Origin of the sequence: Exiguobacterium sp. s168, from assembly GCF_018619035.1 — a bacterium.
In the GTDB taxonomy this organism is placed as follows: Bacteria; Bacillota; Bacilli; order Exiguobacteriales; family Exiguobacteriaceae; genus Exiguobacterium_A; species Exiguobacterium_A acetylicum.
The window spans coordinates 23,869-47,361 of the sequence record NZ_JACSNE010000022.1; the positions used below are offsets into that span (position 1 = coordinate 23,869).

The window sequence follows — 23,493 nt, forward strand, 5'->3', positions numbered from 1 at the left end:
AGATTTTATGGAAACCTTAGAAAAGAAAGAAAATGAGTTGATTTCTGAGAAACAAATTGTGAATAGTTCATTTGATTTAAAAATTAGTACTATAAACAATATAGTTGAAGTTGAAAATCATGAGATTTATGCACAAAAATTAGTGTTCACGATTACCAAAAGATTAATTGATATAATCTTATCTGTTATTTTACTTTTAATAACACTGCCTTTAATTATTTTGTTTGGTTTATTAATTAAATTAGAAAGCAAAGGTCCAGTATTTTATTCTCAAGAAAGACTAGGGACTAATGATAGAATATTTTCAATTTATAAGTTGAGATCTATGTATAGTGACGCTGAAAAAAATGGAGCTATGTGGGCAAAAGTAAATGATGAAAGAGTAACAAAAATTGGACTTTTTATTAGGAAAACTCGAATAGACGAATTACCTCAACTTTATAACGTTATAAAAGGTGAAATGTCTTTGATTGGTCCAAGACCTGAAAGAAAGGTATTTGCGGATGAATTTATTCAATTAAACAATGAATTTTCAAAAAGAACAGCAGTTAAACCGGGTCTCACGGGACTTGCACAAGTTCATGGAGGTTATGATTTAACACCTTTTGAGAAACTTGATTTAGATTTAAAGTATATAAAAAAAAGAAATAGCAAAATGGAATTTCATATTTTTTGTTACACCATTAAAGTAATTATTACTGGAGAAGGTGCAAGATAGTTATGATAGAAAATTTAGTGTCAGTAATTATGCCATCATATAATAGTTATTCGTACATAGAAAAAAGTATAGACTCTGTAATTAATCAAACCTATGAAAATTTTGAATTGATTATTGTGGATGATAAATCAGATATAGAAACTATTAATTATCTCAAAAAAATTGAAGATAGTGATCATCGAATTAAAGTAGTATATTTGAGTGAGAATTCTGGGGCTGCAGTTGCTCGGAACAAGGGAATGGAGTTTGCAAAAGGTAGATTCATTGCATTTTTAGATTCAGATGATTTATGGGTAGATAAAAAATTAGAACAGCAACTCTCTTTTATGAAGAGTAATCATTACGCTTTTTCTTTTACAAGATATTATAGAGTAAAAGAGAATGGTGAAAAAATAAATGAAATAGAGGTACCTAAATCCATAAATTACAATGAGTTACTCAAAAATACAATTATTGGTTGCTCTACTGTGATGATTGATAGGAAGTATGTTGAAGATACTACTATGCCTTTAATTAGAAAAGGACAAGATACTGCAACATGGTTAAAAATATTAAAAAAAGTACCTTTTGCATACGGATATAATAAGGAATCACTAACAATCTATACTGAAAGAAGTGGATCGATTTCTTCTAACAAATTAAAAGCTCTTAAAAGAACGTGGTATATATACAGAAATATTGAGAAAATCAACTTCTTTAAATCACTTTTTTATTTTTCTCACTATATTATCAATGCTTTTAAAAAAAGGTTGAAAGTATAAAAAGATGGGTGAATCAAAATCAATGTCTATTAAAGTTTTAGTATCAACAATGAACTTAAAAAATTATATTCATGACCAGATGAATATAAACTCAGCAATAATAATAAATCAATCTCAAAATATTATTGATCAGCATTCAGAAAGAATTAAGTATATTAATGTAAATGAAAGTGGCTTAAGTAAAAGTAGAAATTTAGCAATTGCAAATTGCAACTCAGACATTAGCATAATTACAGATGACGATGTGATTTTTAATGATAATTATGAATCAATAATTAAAAAAGCTTATAAAGAAAACCCAATTGCTGACGTTATAGTTTTTAGAGTCAAAAGGGTAGGAGGAAGAAATAAAAAATATAAAAATAAAAGTAAGAAAATAAATAAATGGACTATAATGAAAGTTTCTTCTGTAGAGATTACATTTAAAACGAAAAAAATCAAAGAAAATCATATAAAATTTAATGAAAATTTTGGGGCTGGCTCTAAGTTTTTGATGGGAGAAGAGAATTTATTTTTAAAGGACTGTCTTGATAGGAAACTTAATATAATATATTTACCAATAGAAATTGCAACAGTTGATATGAGCGAATCTTCATGGTTTGAAGGGTATAACGACAGCTATTTAAGTGCTAAAGGTGCTGTATTTAAGGCTCTGTACCCTAAAGTATGGTTTATTATTTCATTACAATTTTTAATTAGAAAAAATAATCAATTTAATATAACCGTTAAAAATTTTTGGGGAAAAGCTAACTTGATGAGAAATGGCGCTGATTTATATAAAAAAGGAAATTATTAAAATGAATAATGTATTGTATATAGGAGATTTTAGAGGTGGAAGCGGTCCTTCAATTGTAGATTTATCATTAAAAAATGAACTTAACAGTGTACGCAATATTGAGTTTATACAAATAGATAAAAATCTAAAAAGATTGTTTAGAGATATAAAAAAGTTTGATCACTTACACTTTTCTGGCTTATCTACAAAAGGAATAATATATGCTTTGATTTTTAAAGTTTTTAATAAAAAAGTTAGTCATACATCTCATGGTGCAGTTCGTTTTTTAGACATTAATAATATTAAGCAATCAAAGATTAAGTTAATAAAGGAATTTGTTTCTTTTTTTATTTCGAATTCTATTATTGCTGTTTCAGATTCATACAAAGAAGTAATAAAAGAAACTTATCCACAATTTGCTCCAAAAATAAAATTTATAAATAATGGCGGTAGTAACTTTTCTGGAGAAAAAATAATAAATTTTAATTCGAATAAACTTTCCATAGTAACTTTTGGAGGCGATAGAGTTGAAAAAGGAACCTATGAATTGTATAAAACAATAAAGAAATTCATTATAGATAATGAATTTTTTAATGGAGAAGTAGAATTACATATAATTGGTGATATTTCAGATATATCTAAGTTCGATTCTTCTATAGTAACTTTACATGGAGAAATTCCTCAAGTAGAAGTAATAAAAGTTTTGGGATTTTGTAATTTGTACGTACAGAATAGTTTTTATGAGACATTTTGTATGTCAGCTTTAGAAGCAGTAGAATTAAACCTACCGGTTTTACTTAAAGCTTCTATTGGTTTACCAGTTATATTAAATGAAAGGTTTAAGTTCAATAATGTGAATGAACTATTAAATATATTAGATGAGATTATGCAAGCTAAAGTAAAAGAACAAGTTTTAATTTTACCTGATTTATCTTGGGATAACTCATCCAGAAATTATATGAAAATGTGGCGAATAGATAATGAAAAGACTTAAATCAATTTATTTTTTAATTGGCGAGTTATCAGTAGCAGCATCACAATGGATAATCATTAGTTTAATTGCTAAAAATTATTCATTAACTGAATTAGGTATTTACACATATTACTTAGCAATAATTGCGCCAGTAACAGTCATCATTCAAATGCAACATAGAACAATTTATGTAACTGAAGGAATTAAAAATGTAAGTATCGAAAAATATTTTAACTTAAGGATTAAATTAATTATTTTAGTCTTTTTGCTTATTGCTCCAACCTTTTTGATCACAGAAACGAATAATTTTTTATGTATGCTTTCTATATTATTATGGAAATCTTTCGAATTATTAAGCGACTTGATTTATGGGTATTGGCAAAAAAAAGAAGAAATTAAAAATATTACAATAAGTAAAATTTTTAAATCTATTTTTTATATAGTGATTTTCGTCTTTTGTGTATATTCTAATAAAAGTATGCTATTGTCGTTAATTTCACTATCTATTGTTTCAGGAATAGCATTATTTTTAGACATAGTAAAATCGAAAATACACATTAAAACATTGTTCGTTTATAAAGAATTTACTATTTATGATATGAAAAAGATAGTGAAAATCTCTATTCCATTAGCTATAGCCTCTATGTTAAACATTCTTTATATCAATATGCCTAAATATGTTTTTGGTTACTTTAAAATGACAAACGAAGTTGCAATATTTTCTTCTATTTCTTATATACTAGTAATTGGTAATATGATTATTAATTCAATAATTCAAGTAAAAGTCAATCATATTGCTCAACTCTATAAATTAAAGGAGATTAAAAAAATAAAAAAAGAATCACTTAAATTTTTTAAATATATTTTACTGATAAGCACCTTTATTTTGATTTTTGTAACTTTTTTTGGAGATAATTTATTAGCCGTTTTATACAATGAAAAAATTTCAGAGTATTATTTTTTATTAGCAATGTTGATCTTTGGTTCAGTATTCAATTATTTTTCAATAATAATCGGTGTAGTTTTAACAGCAGCTCAGAAATATAAGTTGCAACCAGTTTTAGCGTTTTGTTGGTGTTGTGTATATGCTGTTTCATCAATATTACTTATTAAATATTTTGGTTTATATGGATCAGGTATTTCTTTTATAATTTCTTCGCTAATTCAATTTTTTTCGATTTACTATTTTTATAATAATTTAATTAAGGAGAAAATCTATGATTGAAATATTGAATTTATTAGCAAGTCTTATACTTATTTTGGTGATATGTATATTTTTATTATTTTTTAATAAAAGTTTTATTTTTAAAAGAATTAGTTTTTACTTTTTTGGATTAAGCTCCTTAATTGCGATCCTTAATCACTATTATTCTATATTTTCTCCATTGCCAGACGCTGATTCTTTCCATTATTTATCTACTAAATTTATAGAAAATACATTTTATGGTGGATCGACGTACATTAATCAATCTGTAGGAGCAATGTTTTTTGTTAAATTTTTTGTCGTTCCAATATATTTGGTCTTTGGCAATAACCCTTTGAATGTAATTTTAATAAATAATTTTTTGATTACTTTAGTCTTTATTATGATTGTTAAAGTTAGTGAATATATTGCACTCTATTTCAATGATAGTGATTTATCATTGAGAAGAAAGTCAAGAATAGAATTATTATCTTTTGGTTTAGTGTTTTTCTATCCTAGTTTATTTATGTACAGAATGTTTTTGTTAAGAGATCCTTTAATTATATTCGCTATAATTTTATTCATTTATTCGTTGTTGTTAATTTTTACTATGAAAATTAATAAAAAAAGTATTACTTTTTTTATTGTATCTATATTGTTGATTGGTTTTATCAGGCCTCAAAACGTCCCTATATTAATTATTTGTATAATAATATACACAGTATTTTTTTGGAAAATAAAAATTGTTCCTAAGTTAGGAATTATACTTTTTATTTTTGCGATAGTATTTTTATTTTCAGAAACACAAGTCTTTAGATTTATTAATCTTATAAATCCAAGCTATCTTATGTCATATAGATATAGTCAAGTAATTCAATTTAATTCATATTTATCCGATATAAATTATTATAGTTGGTTTGAAGTGATTAAATACATTCCACAAACTTCTTTTTACTATTTATTAACACCGTTTTTTTGGGAACCTGCTAGTTATAGATATCTGATACCTTCAATCGATTCGCTTTTTAATTTTTCAATATTTATCTTATTAATTTTTTCTTTGAAAGCGCAAAATAGAAGTAGTAACAAAATAAAAAAGTATATTTCATTTTTAGTCATATTTTCCTTAGTTTCTTTTGTATCATATAGTGTCGTTGAGGTGTATATGGGAGGAGCTGTCCGCCATAGAATGCAACAAATAATATTGTTACTACCTATAGTCATTGGATGGCTATCTTCTAGAAAAGGAAAGGATTAAATTATGAAAAATATAATTAAATTTATTTATTACAAAGTAAAATTTAATAAATCTAAAATACTGTCTAGAAGATTAGGAGGTAAGATTAAACTAGGTTATAAAACTGCTATATATAAAAATGTTATTTATAATAATTCTGAAATGGATAATTATTCTTACATAAATGAAAATTCATTAGTAATTAATACTAGGATAGGTAAATTTACATCCATCGGTTACAATTGTGGAATCGGATTACCAGAACATCCCATTAATTATATTTCCACATCACCCTTTATATATTCAGAAAATAATATTTTTAACTTACCTAAGACATTTGATTCTTTTACTAAAGATACTCAAATAGGAAACGATTGTTGGATTGGAAACAACGTAATAATATTGCAAGGTAAAACTATAGGTGATGGTGCCATAATAGCTGCTGGATCTGTAGTTACTAAAGATGTAGAGCCATACTCTATTGTCGCAGGAGTCCCAGCAAAAAAAATTAAGTATCGTTTCTCAGAAAGTGAAATTAAATTTTTGAATCAATTGAAATGGTGGGATTGGCCGATTCATTTATTGAAGGAACATCAGAAAATGTTTTTGAGTAAAGATAAATGGTTCGAAGAAATTAAGGGAGTTTGAAGAAATGAATAAAAAAATTACAGTAGCAGGAACTGGATACGTCGGTCTTTCAATGGCCGTATTACTCGCACAACACAATGAAGTCACATCGATTGATATCATTAAAGAGCGAGTCGAAATGGTCAACAACCGTAAATCCCCAATTGTTGACGCAGAAATCGAAAACTTTCTTCAACATAAGGAATTGAACTTACACGCGACGACAGATAACTTCGAAGCCTACAAAGAAGCAGAATTCGTCGTCATCGCAACACCGACAGATTATGATCCAACACTTAACTACTTCAATACGCGTACAGTTGAGAGTGTTGTTGCAACCGTCCTTGCAATCAATCCGGATGCAACGATGATCATCAAATCGACGGTACCTGTAGGTTATACACAAGAGTTAAAAGAAAAATTCGATACGCCAAATATCGTCTTCTCACCAGAGTTCTTGCGTGAAGGTCAAGCGTTACATGATAACCTTTATCCATCGCGTATCGTCGTTGGTGAACGTTCAGAACGCGCGCAACAGTTTGCTGACTTATTACTCCAGGGGGCAGTAAAAAAAGACGTTCCTGTCCTACTGACTGACTCAACGGAAGCTGAAGCTATCAAGCTCTTCTCTAACACTTATCTTGCAATGCGTGTAGCTTTCTTCAACGAACTCGATACATATGCAGAAGTCAGGAGTCTTGATTCTAAACAAATCATTGAAGGTGTCGGTCTTGATAGTCGGATTGGTAGCCATTACAATAATCCTTCGTTCGGGTACGGTGGATACTGCTTACCGAAAGATACGAAGCAACTACTTGCAAACTACGAAGATGTTCCGAACAACATCATCGGAGCAATCGTCGAAGCGAACCGGACACGTAAAGATTACATTGCGGATACGATCATCAAGCAAAATCCAAAAGTTGTGGGCGTTTATCGATTGACGATGAAGACGGATTCTGACAACTTCCGTGCCTCATCGATCCAAGGAATTATGAAACGAATTAAGGCAAAAGGAATCGAAGTGATAGTATTTGAGCCTGTCTTAACGGAAGATACATTTTATAACTCGCGTGTCATTCGTGATGTTGAAGCGTTCAAACAAGAGGCAGACATTATTCTTTCGAACCGAATGCATCCAGAATTGACTGATGTCGAAGATAAAATATATACAAGAGATTTATATAGTCGAGACTAAAGGGGGGTTAGAGTATGATACTACTTACTGGCATGTCTGGATATATAGGAAGTCATACTGCTATCAAATTAATAGAATCAAATTTTGATATTATTGGAATTGATAATTTTTCCAATAGTAGTAAAGAATCAATTAATCGAGTTAATAAAATTACTAACAAAAAAATTCATGTTGAACAGATAGATTTATTGAATTCTACTCATTTAAATGAAATATTTTCGAAGTACAATATTGAAGCTGTAATTCATTTTGCAGGTTTAAAAGCAGTAGGGGAATCCGTAGAGAAACCTCTAGAGTATTACATCAATAATGTTACCGGGACACTGAATTTATTAGACGTTATGAAAAAATATAATGTTAAAACTATTGTGTTCAGTTCATCAGCTACAGTTTATGGAGATCCAAAAGAAGTACCAATAGATGAAGGTTCACCATTAACTACAACAAATCCATATGGAACAACAAAATTGATGATTGAACAAATTTTAAAAGATCTTGCAAATTCGGATTCTGAATGGAATATTACAGTATTACGTTATTTCAATCCGATTGGTGCGCATTCTTCAGGATTAATTGGTGAAGATCCATCAGATAAACCTAATAATTTAATGCCGTATATTTCTCAAGTTGCAGTTGGGAAATTACCTAAATTACAAGTTTTCGGTGATGATTATCCAACAAAAGACGGTACAGGGGTAAGAGATTATATACATGTCGAAGATCTTGCAGTAGGTCACGTTAAAGCAGTTCAACAAGTATTAAATCAGTCAGGGCATAATATATACAATTTAGGAACTGGTAATGGTTATAGTGTTTTAGAAATGATTAAGGCTTTTGAAAAAGCGGCGTCTACCTCTATTCCTTTCGAAATAGTAGATAGGCGTTCTGGAGACATTGCGACATGTTTCGCAGATCCAACAAAAGCTAAAAATGAATTAAATTGGTCGGCTGAAAAGACACTACACGACATGTGTAGAGATTCTTGGAACTGGCAAAGAAATAATCCGAACGGATATAGTAAATAAAAAAATCAAGTGTCTAAAAAGTAATCAATTATAGTCTTAGTAAACTGATTGACATGAAGAAAAGTTTGATACGCGAGCTTTGTATAGTAGAGACTAAGGAACAATCAAAAGAGTGCAATTTGGTGGAATGAACCGTTCACCAAATTGCACTCTTTTTGTATAAAGCTTCAATTAAATCTAAAAGCTTATAGTTTATCGAGTCTGAATACGTAATACGATGCCCATACGCTTAGCTTTTGTCCAGTCATCAAACTCATTCAGAGATTGCCATTTTCTACTTTCCTGCAAGTCAATCATTTGATCGGATTCAATAGCAAACAGTTCATGAGCATGAAGGGAATCTGCTACTGTCCAGTTTCGATCGAACACATCGTTCGCCATGGCGAGTGCCAATTCGACAATCGACATCGTGTCGACAGTCAGACCTTCATGTTCGATTCGAAACGGCAAAATATTGTCTGCTTGTCGTAAGAATTTCTTAGCGTTGTGCAATTCATCCGTTTTTGCCCCGATTGGTCCCTTTCCTCCTGTTAAAACATAGTAAAAAAGGCGATCATCATTCGTTAATTCGACTAATTTAATCGTATGATGCGGAAGGTGGATTCCAGTCGTATCTAAGAATTCGGCAGTCATGTTCGTGATTTGTGAAGTAGCACCATAAAAACGTTGGACGACTTCTTGGGCACTGAATCCGGATGCCGTATAGATCGTATGGTCTTTTCGATAACTTTCTTCAAAAGGAACATAGCCAAAATTCTCGCGCAACGTATCATATATTAAATGGGTCTATGAAGTAGGAACCATTTGAACTAACGTCTGGTGCAACTCTTGGTTGTTGGCAGGTGAAAATGTTCCCAGTGGATAGTATCCTGCATAGTTAAACAGTTGTTGGTATTCGAGTCGTTCCGATTCGAAGATTCTGCTTTCTCATAACATATGATCACTCGCTCTCAAATGATTTTTGAATTAAGATAGGTCGGTTTTGTCAGACGAGACGTATTAAATGGATGGAAGTATATCATTCTTTTTTTATGATGACTGTCCGCACACGAGACATTTGTTCTACGATCTTCATTTCACGAAGAATGTTTTGCTGTTGTTTGATATGTTCATCACTTTCATACAGATTGATGGCTTCTCGTGTATTGATGGCACGCTTGTCATTCATATAATCAATTATTTTGTCGACAGCATCGAGATGTAGATAGTGTTCAAGTACAAGCTGTTGTTCTCTTAAGTATTTAGCTGCCTCGTTTCTAAGTTGACTGCGCTGCTTAAGGGCTGCTCCATTTCTCGCCATCCGTTTTTTGGTTAAGAATTGATTCAAGAAGTCTTTTCCTTTTAGCGTCACGAAAAGGGGCGCAATAATCGTGATCCACTGGATGAGAGAGGAATCAAACATCGTAAATAGATAAGAAAAGGGAGGTGTAGATAGCAGTATCGAGCAGACGACATAGAACAGAATACCGATAACGACATTAAAAATTTTTGACTTAAATACCTTGTGATTGGCTTGTTGCAAAATATAGTTATTCGATCCTTTAAACGTCTCCATGACTGATTTAATATGTTTCATTTCATCTAAGACACTCGTTCCTGTGAAGGTTGGTAGTGAAGTATGATGATTAATGGGAGAATGAGGAGCGATTTTGGGTTGTCTTGTAGACGTCAGTTGAGGGAATTTGGCTGTCAACATATACAGACCTTTGATGATCAGTAGGCTAATGCCGATCGAAGGGATAATTAACAAAATGATTCCTTGAGCGTTCATCGAGTAGGTATATGTATATAGACCGTGCATCGGACCCTTTTGTAAAAAGTTCACAAGTTGCGTAGTGACTTGAATCAGAATGATGATGACGACGAGAGAAGTACCTATCAATTCTCCACGTTTCTCCATTAAAATCTCTTTGAACGTTGGAACTCTATTCGAGTGTTTCATGTGATTAATCCTTGTTTACGTACGATTTCAAACAGCGTACCATGATGCATTGTGATCTGTTTGCCTTACTTATAGGTTATACAATTAAAGGTTTTATTTCAATTTATTAGTAGATTATTTTTGGTATAGCAGCTAAAATGCGTTTTTTAAAATTTTTATTTCCTTATATTTCAAATTTATTCTTCATTTCTTTTGGTTTTTCTATAATATGTAGGATAGCTGTTTAAGAATAAGGGGATGAAAAAATGAAAAAAACGATAGCAGGAGCTTTAATGATTTCACTGTTGTATCCTGGAGTGTCAGCATCAGCAAGTGTGAGTCTACCAACCGTTGCTCAGATTAATGAAGACGATGTGACTGGAAATAACATCATTATTCGAGGCAATACGATGTATCACTCTGATTATGAAGGAACCAAGCTATTTGATTTAAAAACAGGTATATTATTACGGAAAAATCCTACGGGGGACACATTGCTAGATGTTAGTAAGGACGAGTCGAAATTCATCGCCAAAGAATTTTGGCACACGTACTTTACGATTTATGATGCGTTCGGAGACGAAATTCGTACGATTGATAGTCTTGAATACAATGGAGAGACGTATCGATTTAACAGTGGGATTCAAGTGAACTTTTTGCCGAACTCCTCGAAACTCGTCATCGCATCAGACGACCATATTTTCTTATATGACCTGAATAGTGAAAAGGTATTGGTTGCTCGAGGGATTGATACATATGGTGCGTTAAAAGTGTCGAATGATTACATCATGATTGGTGATAACTCGTCGATTCGTGTCATGAACCATAACTTAGATTTGATAACGGAAGTGTTACCAACAGAAAATATCATCTCATACGATCTGACACGATCGAATACGCTCGTTTTTAATACGTATAGTTCTCGTATCTATCAGTCTAAGAGTCCATACAATAAGTCGGTCCTCTCGACATTAAAAACCTACGATGATATTGATTTAGACGAGAGTGGTGTGTTCCTCGGTACCTCTAAAGGAATCTTATATGATATGCAAACAGCGAAGCAGATTTATACAAATCTAGACGAGTCACGGATTGCCTTTAACGAAAACTCGTCTAGGATCATAACGATGGGTGACCCAGTTCGTGTCTACGATACGAAAAACTTAAAAAAGCGAACCGTGAGTGCAAAGATTAGTACAGACTTCAATTCATTGATCGTTCGAAATGATATGACGCCGACGTTTGTCGCGATAGCGAGAGACGGTACGAAAACAAAATTGACGAATCAAGTCGCATGGCGCTCTGATAATTCACAAGTCGCTTACTTCTCAAATGGGAAGTTAATCGGAAAATCGCCTGGTAAGGTAACGATCAAAGGAACGTATGAGGGGTACACGGCCACACTTTCGTTAACCGTCAAAAAAGCATCAAACACAACGAACGTGAAATGGTTAACGTCTCAGAAGAATACGCTGAATCAAACAGGAACGTTCGTGAAGGCTTCGCATAAGTTGTATGATTCTTACTCTAAAGTAAAAGGAACGAATGGAAAGTTCTACTACCAAGGAAAAGTCTATACGAGTGGTATTTTTAAAGGGAATGCCTTGTATGGAACATATCGCAACAAGAAAACTGTGGACGAAATACTTTTACCAATGAGTACCGAAAAACGGAACGATATTAATGAAAAGCAAATAATGGATGTCTTCGGAAAACCGAAGACATCTTACCGATTCGACTCAGCGTTGTCTTCGAAAGTGATGCGAGGGAACAGTACGCTCGATCAACATCAAATCAAAAAAATCAGTCTCTATACAGTCAAAAAGAAGAATGCTTTAGAAGTAGTCTACGATGAAAAAGGATATGTCCGATATTTGCATCTGTTTGAGTCAGCTCCTGAATAATGAATCGTATCTTTAATAAGGATGAGGAGGACTGGAAGATGACGACATGTTCGAGTTGCCAAACAAGTATTCAAAAACAGTATGAGTATTGTCCGAAGTGCGGAAATAAGGTTCAATATGAAGAACTCAAAAAATCGAACGAAGAAAAGCCGGGTAATTTTTATGAGGAGCAAAACATCGTGACCAGAACATCAGATGGTCCGTTGATCAGACTGATGATGTGGGGGAGTCTGGTCATTTACTTGATCAGCCTTTGGATCTATTCTGCATACTTTAAGGAGCAGCACAATCGAGGATTCTTCTTCCAGAGTGAAGAGAATGTGATGTCGGTATTCGTTCCGCTTCTTCTAATTGCAGCGATTCAGTTTGTATTTCTCTCGACATCGATTAAAACTAATCGTAAAAAAGTCTGGTTGATTCCTTTCTGTATTACGTTATTTTTTGCACTCGTCTTTTTCAATATGTATCAAGAACTGGACAAACTACAGCTGGCGTATGGCATTTCCGGAAGCATCGTCGTCGAGGCAATGCAAGCCGTGACCGTTATATACGTAGCATTAGGCGCTCTTTTCTTAACCATTCCAGTCATGATTTCGTTGAAGAAAAGATGAGGTGATTTTAAAGACATCAAAGCGAGCCGCAGCAGGCTTGTTGTGATGTCTTTTAATAATGTTCATTGAAAGATAAAGTGCTGCGTATTGATTAGGCTTCATTAAAAGACAGGATCTATATTTCTCCATTTCATCTTACATATGTATACATGTAAGATGATTGGTTTATGATTATCAAAAATCTTTCAATCTAGAATTCATACCGAAATTTTAAGCACTTCCAATCAATCGCAACATAGTTAAATATCTAAACAAAGCGTCTTCCTGCAATGGTCGACTGAAATAATAGCCTTGGAAATAATCGTTGTTTTTTTAGGTTGTATCACATAGAATTTTTGAAAATCGAGTAGTTACAGATGGAGACCGACGAGGATTTTATGATCCAGTAATTTCGTATACTGTAGCGTATGGAAAAACTGATTTCCAAAATCACATGGTTGGAGATGGACATGAATCATGTGATAGCTGTAAGACACGTTCGGGTTTGCTTTTAGCAGATTCAAAATTGTCTGTTCTTGGGACGCTGGGCTGATGTCATAGATGTGAAACGAGATGATGTTATGACGGATGCGAAACGGGGCAATCGTAAGGGTGAACGGTTTATGATGGGCGAATCGATGTGCTGTTGAGACGGTCGAACCGGTAATTACGAGCTCATGTGGGGTGATGCGTAGTTTCGGGTGCCAGAAGTCTCTGAATTCGATTGCGATGACGTCGCGCAAATCTTCTTCCGTCACATACGTCGTGACGAGAATATCCGATGGGTTACCAAGGTAGTCGTTATCCGTATTCATATGTAAGCTCCTTTGTTTGTTGTGAATGGAATCAACGTGCTGTCGTTCAGGGTAAAGAAAGGTATGTTTTCTCTCCTGTTCTACAGAAAGTAGATTCACTACGATTGTAACTTTTTTCCTTATTCTTGTTTTTCGTTCATTAAGCGTTTAGGGAAAGCGATTCTTGATATTTCATCGAAAATCAATCGTGTACTCCATCGGCTGTCATGTCAGTCCCTACAAAAAGGAGGAACTACCTATGACCCACTATGACTATCTCGATCAGTATTTATTGACGGACTTCTCGCGGGCAGCCCATACGATCAAGGCATACCGGAGTGATCTTCGACAAATGCGCTTGCATCAGGTCGACTGGTCAGTCGCGTCCTTACGACGCTACTTTCACTGGATGAAAGCACATTATAAGCCGTCGACGATCCTGCGACGTTATCACGTCTTACATCGGCTCGGAAATGTCCTCGTCGAGCGACGACGGATCAAAAAGAATCCGATGGTCGAGATCCGTCCCATCGTTCATCAACGTCTCCGAGATGAGACGTACCATGATAGTGAAGAGTTGATCCCCGTGATTCGACAGATTCAAGATCCAACCTATCGCCTCTTCTTTGAGGTGCTCAGCCAAACGGGCCTCCGCTTCATGGAGACCCGTTTGTTGACGGTACAGGATTTTGATCTAGCGAAGAATGAACTGTATGTTCGTCACGGCAAAGGTGGTCGAACACGGACCGTTCCGATCGGGGAGACTCTTTGCGAAAAGATTGGTCTGTTTCTAGCAGGTCGCACGACCGGATACTTGTTTCAATCCGTCACGGGACGGATGGTCAATGAACATGCGGCAAGAAAAGCACTACGCGAAGTCGGATTTACGTCCCTGAAGCGTCACGTCCGTCCCCATATGCTGCGGATCGCCTATGCGACCTATCTTTATCAGCAGGCAGGACTGAAGTTGCTCGATATAAAGCGTCTGCTTGGTCATGCCAGCATCTCGACGACGGAAGGATACATCCGTAGTCAGACGAACCGTGTGCGAGACGTCCTCAATCGTCTGTCCGCTTGAGTCGGTTGACCGACGAATGAGCAATATCGTGCGATGGTAGGACGTAGTGCTGGGTCGTCCGGACATCGCTATGACCAAGTAAGCGCATGATCGTCAAAATATCCGTCTGATGCACGTGATAAAGTGTCGTTGCGAACGTCACCCGGATGTCATGCGGCCGCAGGATCCGTCCGAGACATACCTGACTTGCTTCCTTTAAGACACGGCGAAACTTTGCCGGATTGACCGGACGTCCGCTGTCTTCGCAAAACAACAGTAGGGCATCAGGACGAATCGTCTCGATGTAACGCACCAGTACATCACGTAATGCATGATGCAGCGGAACTTGACGTGATTGATCGCCTTTACCACTCCGGACGAGTACCTGATCGCGCGCAAAGTCGACATCTGCGAGTTGCAAGTCACGGGCTTCTGAAAAACGCAGTCCTGTGTGCAGGAGAAGAAAGCTAAAGGCATAGACGGTCTCGTCGCGAATCGTCTCAAGGACACGATGGACGTCGTCGTACGTGAAGGCAAGTCGGCGGTAGGGTGCGGGAACGGGTTTTTTAACGCGTGCCAACGGATTCGTCTGGAGCGAACATTCGACGACCAGTTGATCGAACAAAATCGAGAGAGCATGCAGTCGCCGAGCGGCAGTCGCTGGAGCGTAAGTATCGCGTAGAAACTTACCGTAGCGTTGCAGCGACGGAAAATCGATCCGTTCGACGTGGCGACAGAGATGCCGTACGTCGGAACGATAGGCTTTTTTCGTCAGGCTACTGTAGTTTGCTTGTTCAATGATTACGAGTAGTCGTTCTTGATAATAGGTCATCATCCGAGGAGGAGCTGGACTTTCTGCCGGAGTTCCGACTTTATTGAGCGCAGGCGCGCTGGGGAGTAACCGAGTGTCTCTTCCGTGCCGTGCATCAAGGCTTCGAGAAACGTGTACTCTTTATTCGACAAATCCCGTTTGAGTTCGCTGAGAAGGTAATGAAAGGAGACGTTTGGGGTCCGAGGGAGTTCCGGCATCGTATCGACCGCGACTTCAGTCGAAAGCGTCCGGTTGCGGGTCGCTAAGTAATCGAGCATCGCCCCTTTTGCACGGATCCGGGCGAAAGTGACGGTCATGACCTTTCCTTCTTCGATTGATTTCCAAAGTCGGAGTAGGGCAGCTTGCCTACATTCATCATGTTCGTTCGGGTGGATCGAGAGGCGGGACAGGAGGGAGTTGACGAGAGGAATCCAGTTGCGTAGTAAGTCGTTCATGGGTATCCGTTTCTTCAGATATGCATATCTGTTATGTATTCCGCGGTAGTTTTAGTATAAGTAGAGTTATCCGCTTGATGCAACGCTCCATTTCTTCAATCATGCCAACGGTTTCTTCAACTTTCAAAGAGCGTAAGTCGTGTGATTTCCCATTCTTGCGTCCATTCGCTTCAGATAAACCCGCATTCTAACGCGATTGCTTTCAGGATAACTCTACTTATCCGCTGAGGTGTTCGGAAAGTATTTAATCTATCACTAAAAAACACAAAAGTCACATACTGAGAGGATCTCTCGGCATGTGGCCCTGATAATTCATTTTTATAAAAGGAGTTAATGCTTCTAATCAATTATTAAAATAAAACTAATAGGGTGACACTTGAAAACTAAATGCTTTCATAATGTATAAAATGTATAATGAGTTAATATATGGATTAATAATCATTATGGTCCATTCGATTTAATCTGCGTGATGCATTCGAACGCTGAACTTCTCGCGATTGTGGAATCGATGGATAGGAAAGGAGCGATATCGAATAACAACCTTCATTATCTTACTCATCATACTTATAGTGATTGCGATGATGACATACCGATCTGTTCAAAAACTGAAAATGGATGCGATCATTCATTTCCAGTTACGACGAGATATTCGGCAAGTCAGAAAAAAGCTTTTATTGTGGCAGGACCATCCGGGTAAACAATTCGAGGTCCTTCAACCGATTTATCAGAACATGGTCTATCGGACACGTAAGCGGACGAGTCGATCGGCAGTAGAAGTAGAAGCATTAATCGATCGTATATTGAATCGGTTGATTAAAAGCCGATGGTCCGTACTTGTTGCATTCGGGAAATTAGGTATTCGGGCTGGTTTATGTCTAATTGGTCTTTTCGTTAGCATCGTTACCTTGTTCGCAGTCTTCGAAGAATTCGACAAGACGTCGTTTACGGTCGAACCAATAAAGGAATCGATTGCTAGTTTTAGTGAAACGGCAGGGCAATGGTTGGATGGTGTTGAGTGGGAAACAGAAACGGAAGCTACACCAGAAATCGTTCCATCATCCAATGCTAAAAAGATGAATCCGCATTCGAAGCATTATCGATTACCTGAACAAATCACGACGGCTGAAGAATTAGGCGAAGCGATGGCGTACCATATGAATCGTCAGGAGCAGGAGTTTACGGTCCAGTTCATTGGTGATATCAATCAGTTTAGTCGTGCTTCAGATGGTGCATGGAAGTGGTTAGAAAAGAATGAACCGTATGTATTTAGCATGTATGACGGTGGAGAATCAGAGTATCTCGATTATGATTATTATGTAGAGTATACGTTTCGCTTTAAGTACGAGGTAACACCTGAGCAAGCGCAGCAAGTGCGGCGCAAGGTCAATCAAATCGTTAAAAAGATACCCGTCGATTGGTCGGACGAGCAGAAGATTCGATACGTAAACGACTACGTCGTCCGACATACTACTTATCGACTTAAAAGTAAGGAAAGTCCGTATACGCCATACTCGATTTTAATGAATGGAGAGGGCGTCTGTGACGGCTATGCCTTAACAACACTCCTGTTGCTAGAAGCTGCTGGTGTAGAGGTCCGGTATATTGATGGAAAAGTATCGAGTGGCTTGCATGCATGGAACATGGTGAAAGTGAAAGGGAACTGGTATCACTTAGATACGACTTGGAACGATCCGATTCCTAATCGACCGGATGAAGTACAAGAAGACTACTTGATGGTTTCGGACAAAACCTTGTTGAACGATCATTCGTGGATTAAATCGAAATACCCAAAAACTGCACCGGTCGATTATGCTGAAAACTAAATAGGTAATTTCTCAAGTAAAGCAAGTTTTTCCTTACTTCGGTCATACGAGTAAGGAAAGACATGCTTTTTTATATTGTGGTGCGGATTCCAACTAGAATACTGACTTTTATTTAAAAAGTCAGAAAATAAATGACTTATATATCCATTAAAATACATAAGGAGTGAAATTATGTTTGTATTTATAAAATAAATAGAACACGCACAAAATCAGATGAAGAGTCTGAATAGAACTCACGAGTTTTTTTACGAAGAGGAGAAGGCAGAATGAACCTACGAAATAAAATTGGATTGACGACAATCGGATTACTTGGTTTGGGAGTTTATTACACTCATATCGATGTTCAAGCAGCAGAAGATGCGACGAGAGTCATCGTTCAGATGAAGAATCCCGATATTTTAGAGAAGTTCGCATACGAAACAATGATCAGAAAGTCTTCCGAGCATAATGCCGTAGTAACGGTGGATGTACCAAAAGGGGAGAGCGCGATATCTTTTGCGCAGACGTTAAAAAGTCAAAATGGCGTCTTACGGGCAGAGCCAGATTATATAGAAAAACGAGCATACACACCAAACGACAGTATGTATTCTTTGCAATATCATCATACGAATATCCAAGCGGAAAAAGCATGGGAGCGGACGATGGGAGCAAGTTCGGTCGTCGTGGCAGTGATTGATGATGGTATTGATGCCTATCATACCGATTTAAAAGATAAGATCGTCGATCCATATGATGTCGTCAATCGATCTCCATATACATTGACGCGCGGTGAGCATGGTACTCACGTCGCAGGTATCATTGGTGGAGCGATGGATAATTCTTTTGCGGGAACTGGTGTTGCACCGAAAACGTCTATCATGCCATTGGATGTGTTCGTAGGAGATGGCGCTTACGCATCAGATGTCATTTCGGCAATTTATCGTGCTGTTGATCATGGCGCGACGATCATCAATATGAGTTTAGGAAGCTATAATTACAGCTCGATCTATCAATCAGCAATCAATTATGCGCATGATCATGGTGTTGTTGTCATTGCAGCAGCAGGGAATGATACAACTTCCCGTCGCCACTATCCTTCATCCTACGATCACGTCGTTTCGGTTGCGTCGACGACTTCACGGGATAGCTCATCCTATTTCTCCAACTATGGGAGCGATATCGATATCGCGGCGCCTGGTAGCTCCATCTATTCTACACTTCCTTACAATGGATTTGGTGGGATGAGTGGTACTTCGATGGCTTCCCCTGTGGTTGCAGGAGTAGCAGCACTTGTAAAAGCCAATGATCCGACCTTAACAAATGACGAGATCGTCGAACGTTTGGAAGGAACGGCAGATGACTTAGGAACAGGGGGATGGGACATCGAATATGGCCATGGTCGTGTCAATGCGGCTGCTGCACTTCTGATTAAAGAATACGGACCTCTTCAGATTGATGAGTTGACAGACGCCATGACAGCGGTAAAAGGAGAAATTTCTGATTCCATCACGGACGGTACGCTACGTATTTGGAATGAAAGCGGAGACCTCATCGGAGAGAAGGACGGATTAGCAACTGGTCGTTTTGAAGTGAACATTGAAAAGCAACGTGCAAATCAGCAACTCTCTATCCAAATCGAAGATGCCAAAGGGAACAAGAGTCAAAAGCAGCAGGTCATAGTGATTGATCGTACAGCACCGAAACAACCGCAAATAGCAGAGTTCACAGATACTTCTAGCCGGTTATCTGGTCAAGGAGAGGCGGGAACTACAGTATCCATTCAGACGGAAAGTGGACGAACGTTAGGGGACTCTCTAGTCGATGAAAAAGGAAAATTCTCGGTCTCTCTTTCACGTCAAAAAGCTGGTACTTCACTATGGGTATCTTTGACCGATTCATCGGGAAATCAAAGTGAGAAAATTCGTGTCATCGTGAAAGATGTCACACCGCCTGTTGTTTATGAAATAGCAGAGTTCACAGATAAATCGAAGTATTTATTTGGTCGAGCTGAACCCTATACAACCATTTTGATTAAGAAAAATGGGACGATTGTTGCAGAAACGACAATGGATGAAGAATCAAATTTTTCGATTCCTCTTTCCTCTCAATCGGCAGGTACTGTCTTATCAATATATGCAGTAGATCGATCTGGAAATCAGAGTATTGAGCGAAAGATTATTGTACTAGACCGTACTGCACCGGATGTTCCGAAGATGAAATCGTTCTCGGACGCGATGACAATTTTATCGGGTACGGTAGAAAAGAATAGTACAGTCGTAGTCTTGCAGGGAACACGGAAAATTGGACAAATGCGTACGAATGGAAGTACGTTTTCGATTAACATACCGAAGCAAAAAGCGGGTACACGTCTGAATATTTATGCTCTAGATGCTGCGAATAACAAAAGTAAAATCGTGACGATTCCTGTATTAGATCGAACGGCGCCCTCTGCGTTAAGCATCAACAAGGTGACGACACAATCAACTAAAATCATAGGGAAGACAGAACCAAAAGCAAGCGTATATGCTTATGTTGGAAAGCAAAAATTAGGAAGTACTACTGCTGATTCGAAAGGAAACTTTACTATCAAGATTAAAAAACTAAAAAAATCTATACTGATTGATGTATATGCCATTGATGCAGCTAAAAATAAGAGTAAAATAAAGCGGTTTAAAGTTACTGGCTAATCCATCGATAATCACTTATAGAGAAATGAAGCGAGTCTTTCTTTCGAAATGAAATGAATCAAACGATTGATCAAAAATGAGATTGTACTTATCGAAAAGTATTCTTCCGAGACTGGATGAATACTTTTTTGAATTCATATTAGGAGTTTTATCACGTTGTTGAAGACTCTTTCGAAATAATATACAAAATTAAATAAATTATAAAGTGAAAAATGTTGATAAAAAAATGAAAAATGGAAATTTTTTTCTAAATTGACGGTTGTTATCTGAAAATTTATGATAGGATTTTTACGAAAGGGTAAGTGTAAAAGGAAATGAAAATTTAGGAGGAAATGTAAAATGAAAAAAGTACTTACGTTAACTGCAGTATCGACACTCGCTTGTACGCTTGCTTTCACACCTCAAGCAGATGCTTACCGAGCGACCAAAACTGTGAGCAGTGTCACGTCAAAAGCAGATTTACCTTACTTCTCTGATTTTAGTGGTTGCGGAAATTATAAAGCCTATAGCTCTACTACACGGACAGGCTTTAAAAGTTTAAAGCACCACGTCACATTTACGACAGTTGGAGGAAGTGTTTCATTCTCAGGTGCCGGCGTTAGCGGTAGCGGAACAAGCCCAGGGTACACGAAATCAACAAAGAGTAAATCATACTATAGTTCAGGAAATGTGTGTGGTAGTGGATTGACACTCTATTTAGGGATGAACACGACTACACATGTGGATTATAGCAACCGAACGTATACAGCTACTGCAAAGATTTGATCATTCGAACATAATTTAATCATTTCTTTTACACTAACCTTTCGTATTATGAACAGGAGTATCGAAACCATATGAAAAAAATAATCCTTATTTGTATCAGTTTTTTATTCATATTAGCTGGTTGTAGCCAAGGTGAAACGTTCATCAATCGAGATATACATAATTCAAACTTAGTGAAAACTGCATCTTCTTATCTAAAAACATCAGATGGTGGCTCTGTCTTTGAAGTAGATAGTCAGTTTAGTGAATCTTCAGCTATTAAAAATAACAGTACCTATCGTTTTCTAAAAAAGAAGTCAAAGAACTATTCGATTCAAAAATGTAATGAAAAGAGAAACAAGTTTTATTGTGACTTGATTGTTATGCAAATTAACGGTGAAGGTACATTGAATAGCAAACAAATTTCAAAAATCGACTCATTTTTTGATCTCTATTTTTTATACGAAACTGCAAATTCAATCAAAGAAGTCAGCATGATTCAAGATATAAAAGAGCATGTTCACCAAATGAGAAAACCCGTTCAAGGTGATCAAATTGAATATTTATACTTTACACTCCTATCGCTTGAACTTGATTCTAATATAAGCACTTCTCCGACAAAAGAAACGATAAAAACAATCATTGACGAATACTCTAGTCAAGATTTGATGGATCCAAACCGTCCTATCTTGTTGTATGCAGCATTAAAATTAAACGATAGTCATAAATGGGGAATAAAGTTAGAACGTCTCCAATCTCTCTATCAGAATGAACAAAACCAAATCACACTACTATTTTGTGATGAAATCACATACTGGATACAATTACAAATTGTCGAGATGGTCATGGAGAACGATGCAGGAAAAAAAGCATTCGTAAACTTATTGAATCAAAATAAACCTTACACTAGTTTTTATCATTCTTTAGACAGTATTCGAAATCTGTATCTGATGTCTAACTTATTTGCTAGTAATAAATTGAAACATACAGAACAATACATCGAGGTGATTAATTCCCGCCTCGATACCCTCTTAGGAAGCGAAAAGAAGACGCAACAAAATTTGTACTTCATATCTGTCATAGATCAAATTTTAAAAAATGAAAATCGAGATTTGAGTGAGTTTCCAGATGTGAATTGTAAAGATTTACACAACCTATCGGAGAGATATTATTGTGGAAAAAACCAAGATGAAAATGATCTTTTTAATGAAAAGAATCTATTAGAAGGAAACAAATTATTAACAAAATTGTTGATTTATGATAGCGTTACATTGACCTCTTCACAGAAAAAAGAAGTGAAGTCATTATTTCCAACTGTCTTGAAATATGATGGAAAAGATGATTATGTCGTTTTGAATGTGTATAGCAGTATGATCACGGAGCATGAATTAAAAGTGGATACTGAGAAGATCAAAGAGCGTATAAAAGAGAAAGAATGCGGTCTTGGTTATTGTGAGAAAGCAGGAAACTATTCATTCGAAATGAGTGTCTACCTGAATAATATCTTAAATATTTTAGAGGGTGACGAAATTGCTAGGAGGTTTCGATGATTCGATGATGTCAATAAACGTAAATAACGTAAGTTTCAGCTACGGAAATCAAGAAATTTTAAATGACTTTTCTTTAGAAATTCATAAGCCAGGCATTTATTCACTATTCGGTAAAAGTGGTTGCGGTAAAACGACTTTAATTAACATCTTGTCGTTGATACAAGCTCCTACGCAGGGAGAAGTAGTATTGTTCAATCAAAAGTTAGATTTTTCAAATAAAGAAAAGATTGATGAGGCACGTAAACAAATCGCTTATTTCTTTCAGGATTTAAATCTCATAGAAGCATTAACAGTGCGTGAAAATCTCGAAATCATATCGTTAATTAATCATCAATGTATCGATGAAGAAAGATTAAAGCGATACAGTGAAAAAATCGGAATGTCGAAGAAGTTAGACGTACCTGTCAACAATCTTTCAGGAGGAGAACGGCAACGGGCTGCTTTTTTAAAGGTAATGATTTTTGAATACAAATTGATTTTGCTAGATGAACCAACAAATAATTTAGACAAAGAAAACATTGAAATGATCATGGATTTATTAAAGGAAATTAAGTCTGATAAAATCATCTTAATCGTTACGCATTCTAATTATGTAGTTGGTCAATCGGATCAAACATTTAATTTCAATGAATTGAATAGAGGAATTGCAGTATGAAAATGACCGTTTTTCATTACATGAAG

General features: G+C 36.0%; 22 protein-coding genes. 17 read left to right on the forward strand and 5 right to left on the reverse strand.

The window, feature by feature from the left end; translation table 11 throughout:
* Positions 1-7: 7 nt before the first annotated feature.
* From KNQ15_RS12245 to galE, 9 genes are read left to right on the forward strand one after another with little or no spacing between them, the layout of a single operon-like run.
* Positions 8-718: a sugar transferase gene (locus tag KNQ15_RS12245; protein WP_050678202.1), complete on the forward strand. Its 711-nt coding sequence runs from the start codon at positions 8-10 to the stop codon at positions 716-718.
* Positions 719-720: 2 nt separating this feature from the next.
* On the forward strand, positions 721-1,479 hold the full coding sequence (locus tag KNQ15_RS12250) for a glycosyltransferase family 2 protein (RefSeq protein ID WP_050678201.1): 759 nt from the start codon (positions 721-723) through the stop codon (positions 1,477-1,479).
* Positions 1,480-1,483: 4 nt separating this feature from the next.
* The gene (locus tag KNQ15_RS12255) at positions 1,484-2,275 is read left to right on the forward strand and encodes a glycosyltransferase family A protein (RefSeq protein ID WP_050678200.1); all 792 of its coding nucleotides are present in this window, start codon (positions 1,484-1,486) and stop codon (positions 2,273-2,275) included.
* Between the two features lies 1 nt (position 2,276).
* On the forward strand, positions 2,277-3,248 hold the full coding sequence (locus KNQ15_RS12260; protein ID WP_050678199.1) for a glycosyltransferase: 972 nt from the start codon (positions 2,277-2,279) through the stop codon (positions 3,246-3,248).
* Complete coding sequence (locus KNQ15_RS12265) at positions 3,235-4,452, forward strand: lipopolysaccharide biosynthesis protein (RefSeq protein WP_214729684.1); 1,218 nt, start codon at positions 3,235-3,237, stop codon at positions 4,450-4,452. Before KNQ15_RS12260 ends, KNQ15_RS12265 begins: the two co-directional genes overlap by 14 nt.
* Entirely contained in the window at positions 4,445-5,668 is a 1,224-nt protein-coding gene (locus KNQ15_RS12270) for a hypothetical protein (protein WP_214729685.1), read from the forward strand. Before KNQ15_RS12265 ends, KNQ15_RS12270 begins: the two co-directional genes overlap by 8 nt.
* A 3-nt stretch (positions 5,669-5,671) precedes the next feature.
* Complete coding sequence (locus tag KNQ15_RS16945; RefSeq protein ID WP_280526900.1) at positions 5,672-6,295, forward strand: CatB-related O-acetyltransferase; 624 nt, start codon at positions 5,672-5,674, stop codon at positions 6,293-6,295.
* 4 nt (positions 6,296-6,299) lie between these two features.
* Entirely contained in the window at positions 6,300-7,472 is a 1,173-nt protein-coding gene (locus KNQ15_RS12280) for a nucleotide sugar dehydrogenase (protein ID WP_050678196.1), read from the forward strand.
* Between the two features lie 14 nt (positions 7,473-7,486).
* Entirely contained in the window at positions 7,487-8,497 is a 1,011-nt protein-coding gene (gene galE / locus KNQ15_RS12285; RefSeq protein ID WP_050678195.1) for a UDP-glucose 4-epimerase GalE, read from the forward strand.
* A 192-nt stretch (positions 8,498-8,689) separates the two neighbouring features.
* Here galE and KNQ15_RS12290 read toward each other — a convergent pair whose 3' ends face one another.
* Both KNQ15_RS12290 and KNQ15_RS12295 read right to left on the reverse strand, forming a co-directional pair.
* Positions 8,690-9,262 (reverse strand): hypothetical protein, encoded by a 573-nt coding sequence (locus KNQ15_RS12290; protein WP_050678194.1) that lies wholly within the window; start codon positions 9,260-9,262, stop codon positions 8,690-8,692.
* A 253-nt stretch (positions 9,263-9,515) separates the two neighbouring features.
* Positions 9,516-10,439 (reverse strand): hypothetical protein, encoded by a 924-nt coding sequence (locus KNQ15_RS12295; RefSeq protein ID WP_214729686.1) that lies wholly within the window; start codon positions 10,437-10,439, stop codon positions 9,516-9,518.
* A gap of 245 nt (positions 10,440-10,684) precedes the next feature.
* On the opposite strand from KNQ15_RS12295, the gene KNQ15_RS12300 reads away from it, so the two are divergent.
* Positions 10,685-12,322 carry a hypothetical protein gene (locus KNQ15_RS12300; RefSeq protein ID WP_214729687.1) on the forward strand — a complete coding sequence of 546 codons (1,638 nt, stop codon included), beginning with the start codon at positions 10,685-10,687 and terminating at the stop codon, positions 12,320-12,322.
* Between the two features lie 38 nt (positions 12,323-12,360).
* Positions 12,361-12,933 carry a zinc ribbon domain-containing protein gene (locus KNQ15_RS12305; protein ID WP_214729688.1) on the forward strand — a complete coding sequence of 191 codons (573 nt, stop codon included), beginning with the start codon at positions 12,361-12,363 and terminating at the stop codon, positions 12,931-12,933.
* Positions 12,934-13,283: 350 nt separating this feature from the next.
* Here the strand turns inward: KNQ15_RS12305 and KNQ15_RS12310 are convergent, their stop codons facing one another.
* Complete coding sequence (locus tag KNQ15_RS12310; protein ID WP_214729689.1) at positions 13,284-13,727, reverse strand: hypothetical protein; 444 nt, start codon at positions 13,725-13,727, stop codon at positions 13,284-13,286.
* A gap of 238 nt (positions 13,728-13,965) precedes the next feature.
* Here KNQ15_RS12310 and KNQ15_RS12315 point away from each other — a divergent pair, with 238 nt between their 5' ends.
* Positions 13,966-14,784, forward strand: coding sequence for a tyrosine-type recombinase/integrase (locus KNQ15_RS12315; protein ID WP_214729690.1), 819 nt, complete (start codon positions 13,966-13,968; stop codon positions 14,782-14,784).
* Here the strand turns inward: KNQ15_RS12315 and KNQ15_RS12320 are convergent.
* Together KNQ15_RS12320 and KNQ15_RS12325 are read right to left on the reverse strand one after the other, a co-directional pair.
* On the reverse strand, positions 14,765-15,595 hold the full coding sequence (locus KNQ15_RS12320; protein ID WP_251137687.1) for a tyrosine-type recombinase/integrase: 831 nt from the start codon (positions 15,593-15,595) through the stop codon (positions 14,765-14,767). The two genes, KNQ15_RS12315 and KNQ15_RS12320, sit on opposite strands and share 20 nt — an antisense overlap.
* Positions 15,595-16,029: a sigma factor gene (locus tag KNQ15_RS12325; protein WP_214729692.1), complete on the reverse strand. Its 435-nt coding sequence runs from the start codon at positions 16,027-16,029 to the stop codon at positions 15,595-15,597. Before KNQ15_RS12325 ends, KNQ15_RS12320 begins: the two co-directional genes overlap by 1 nt.
* 578 nt (positions 16,030-16,607) lie before the next feature.
* On the opposite strand from KNQ15_RS12325, the gene KNQ15_RS12330 reads away from it, so the two are divergent.
* The 5 genes from KNQ15_RS12330 to KNQ15_RS12350 all read left to right on the forward strand — a co-directional run bounded on the left by KNQ15_RS12330 (position 16,608) and on the right by KNQ15_RS12350 (position 23,467).
* Positions 16,608-17,852 (forward strand): transglutaminase domain-containing protein, encoded by a 1,245-nt coding sequence (locus tag KNQ15_RS12330; RefSeq protein WP_214729693.1) that lies wholly within the window; start codon positions 16,608-16,610, stop codon positions 17,850-17,852.
* 266 nt (positions 17,853-18,118) lie between these two features.
* The gene (locus tag KNQ15_RS12335) at positions 18,119-20,518 is read left to right on the forward strand and encodes a S8 family peptidase (protein ID WP_214729694.1); all 2,400 of its coding nucleotides are present in this window, start codon (positions 18,119-18,121) and stop codon (positions 20,516-20,518) included.
* A gap of 339 nt (positions 20,519-20,857) precedes the next feature.
* Positions 20,858-21,283 carry a hypothetical protein gene (locus tag KNQ15_RS12340; protein WP_214729695.1) on the forward strand — a complete coding sequence of 142 codons (426 nt, stop codon included), beginning with the start codon at positions 20,858-20,860 and terminating at the stop codon, positions 21,281-21,283.
* Between the two features lie 71 nt (positions 21,284-21,354).
* Entirely contained in the window at positions 21,355-22,812 is a 1,458-nt protein-coding gene (locus KNQ15_RS12345; protein WP_214729696.1) for a hypothetical protein, read from the forward strand.
* A gap of 4 nt (positions 22,813-22,816) precedes the next feature.
* Positions 22,817-23,467 carry an ATP-binding cassette domain-containing protein gene (locus KNQ15_RS12350; protein ID WP_214729697.1) on the forward strand — a complete coding sequence of 217 codons (651 nt, stop codon included), beginning with the start codon at positions 22,817-22,819 and terminating at the stop codon, positions 23,465-23,467.
* The last annotated feature ends 26 nt before the right edge of the window (positions 23,468-23,493 follow it).

Bases quoted from the DNA above. Each gene is read 5' to 3' on its own strand.
- KNQ15_RS12245 (WP_050678202.1), top strand. From the start codon at position 8: ATGGAAACCTTAGAAAAGAAAGAAAATGAGTTGATTTCTGAGAAACAA.
- KNQ15_RS12250 (WP_050678201.1), top strand. From the start codon at position 721: ATGATAGAAAATTTAGTGTCAGTAATTATGCCATCATATAATAGTTAT.
- KNQ15_RS12255 (WP_050678200.1), top strand. From the start codon at position 1,484: ATGGGTGAATCAAAATCAATGTCTATTAAAGTTTTAGTATCAACAATG.
- KNQ15_RS12260 (WP_050678199.1), top strand. From the start codon at position 2,277: ATGAATAATGTATTGTATATAGGAGATTTTAGAGGTGGAAGCGGTCCT.
- KNQ15_RS12265 (WP_214729684.1), top strand. From the start codon at position 3,235: ATGAAAAGACTTAAATCAATTTATTTTTTAATTGGCGAGTTATCAGTA.
- KNQ15_RS12270 (WP_214729685.1), top strand. From the start codon at position 4,445: ATGATTGAAATATTGAATTTATTAGCAAGTCTTATACTTATTTTGGTG.
- KNQ15_RS16945 (WP_280526900.1), top strand. From the start codon at position 5,672: ATGAAAAATATAATTAAATTTATTTATTACAAAGTAAAATTTAATAAA.
- KNQ15_RS12280 (WP_050678196.1), top strand. From the start codon at position 6,300: ATGAATAAAAAAATTACAGTAGCAGGAACTGGATACGTCGGTCTTTCA.
- galE (WP_050678195.1), top strand. From the start codon at position 7,487: ATGATACTACTTACTGGCATGTCTGGATATATAGGAAGTCATACTGCT.
- KNQ15_RS12295 (WP_214729686.1), bottom strand. From the start codon at position 10,439: ATGAAACACTCGAATAGAGTTCCAACGTTCAAAGAGATTTTAATGGAG.
- KNQ15_RS12300 (WP_214729687.1), top strand. From the start codon at position 10,685: ATGAAAAAAACGATAGCAGGAGCTTTAATGATTTCACTGTTGTATCCT.
- KNQ15_RS12305 (WP_214729688.1), top strand. From the start codon at position 12,361: ATGACGACATGTTCGAGTTGCCAAACAAGTATTCAAAAACAGTATGAG.
- KNQ15_RS12310 (WP_214729689.1), bottom strand. From the start codon at position 13,727: ATGAATACGGATAACGACTACCTTGGTAACCCATCGGATATTCTCGTC.
- KNQ15_RS12315 (WP_214729690.1), top strand. From the start codon at position 13,966: ATGACCCACTATGACTATCTCGATCAGTATTTATTGACGGACTTCTCG.
- KNQ15_RS12320 (WP_251137687.1), bottom strand. From the start codon at position 15,595: ATGACCTATTATCAAGAACGACTACTCGTAATCATTGAACAAGCAAAC.
- KNQ15_RS12325 (WP_214729692.1), bottom strand. From the start codon at position 16,029: ATGAACGACTTACTACGCAACTGGATTCCTCTCGTCAACTCCCTCCTG.
- KNQ15_RS12330 (WP_214729693.1), top strand. From the start codon at position 16,608: ATGATGACATACCGATCTGTTCAAAAACTGAAAATGGATGCGATCATT.
- KNQ15_RS12335 (WP_214729694.1), top strand. From the start codon at position 18,119: ATGAACCTACGAAATAAAATTGGATTGACGACAATCGGATTACTTGGT.
- KNQ15_RS12340 (WP_214729695.1), top strand. From the start codon at position 20,858: ATGAAAAAAGTACTTACGTTAACTGCAGTATCGACACTCGCTTGTACG.
- KNQ15_RS12345 (WP_214729696.1), top strand. From the start codon at position 21,355: ATGAAAAAAATAATCCTTATTTGTATCAGTTTTTTATTCATATTAGCT.
- KNQ15_RS12350 (WP_214729697.1), top strand. From the start codon at position 22,817: ATGATGTCAATAAACGTAAATAACGTAAGTTTCAGCTACGGAAATCAA.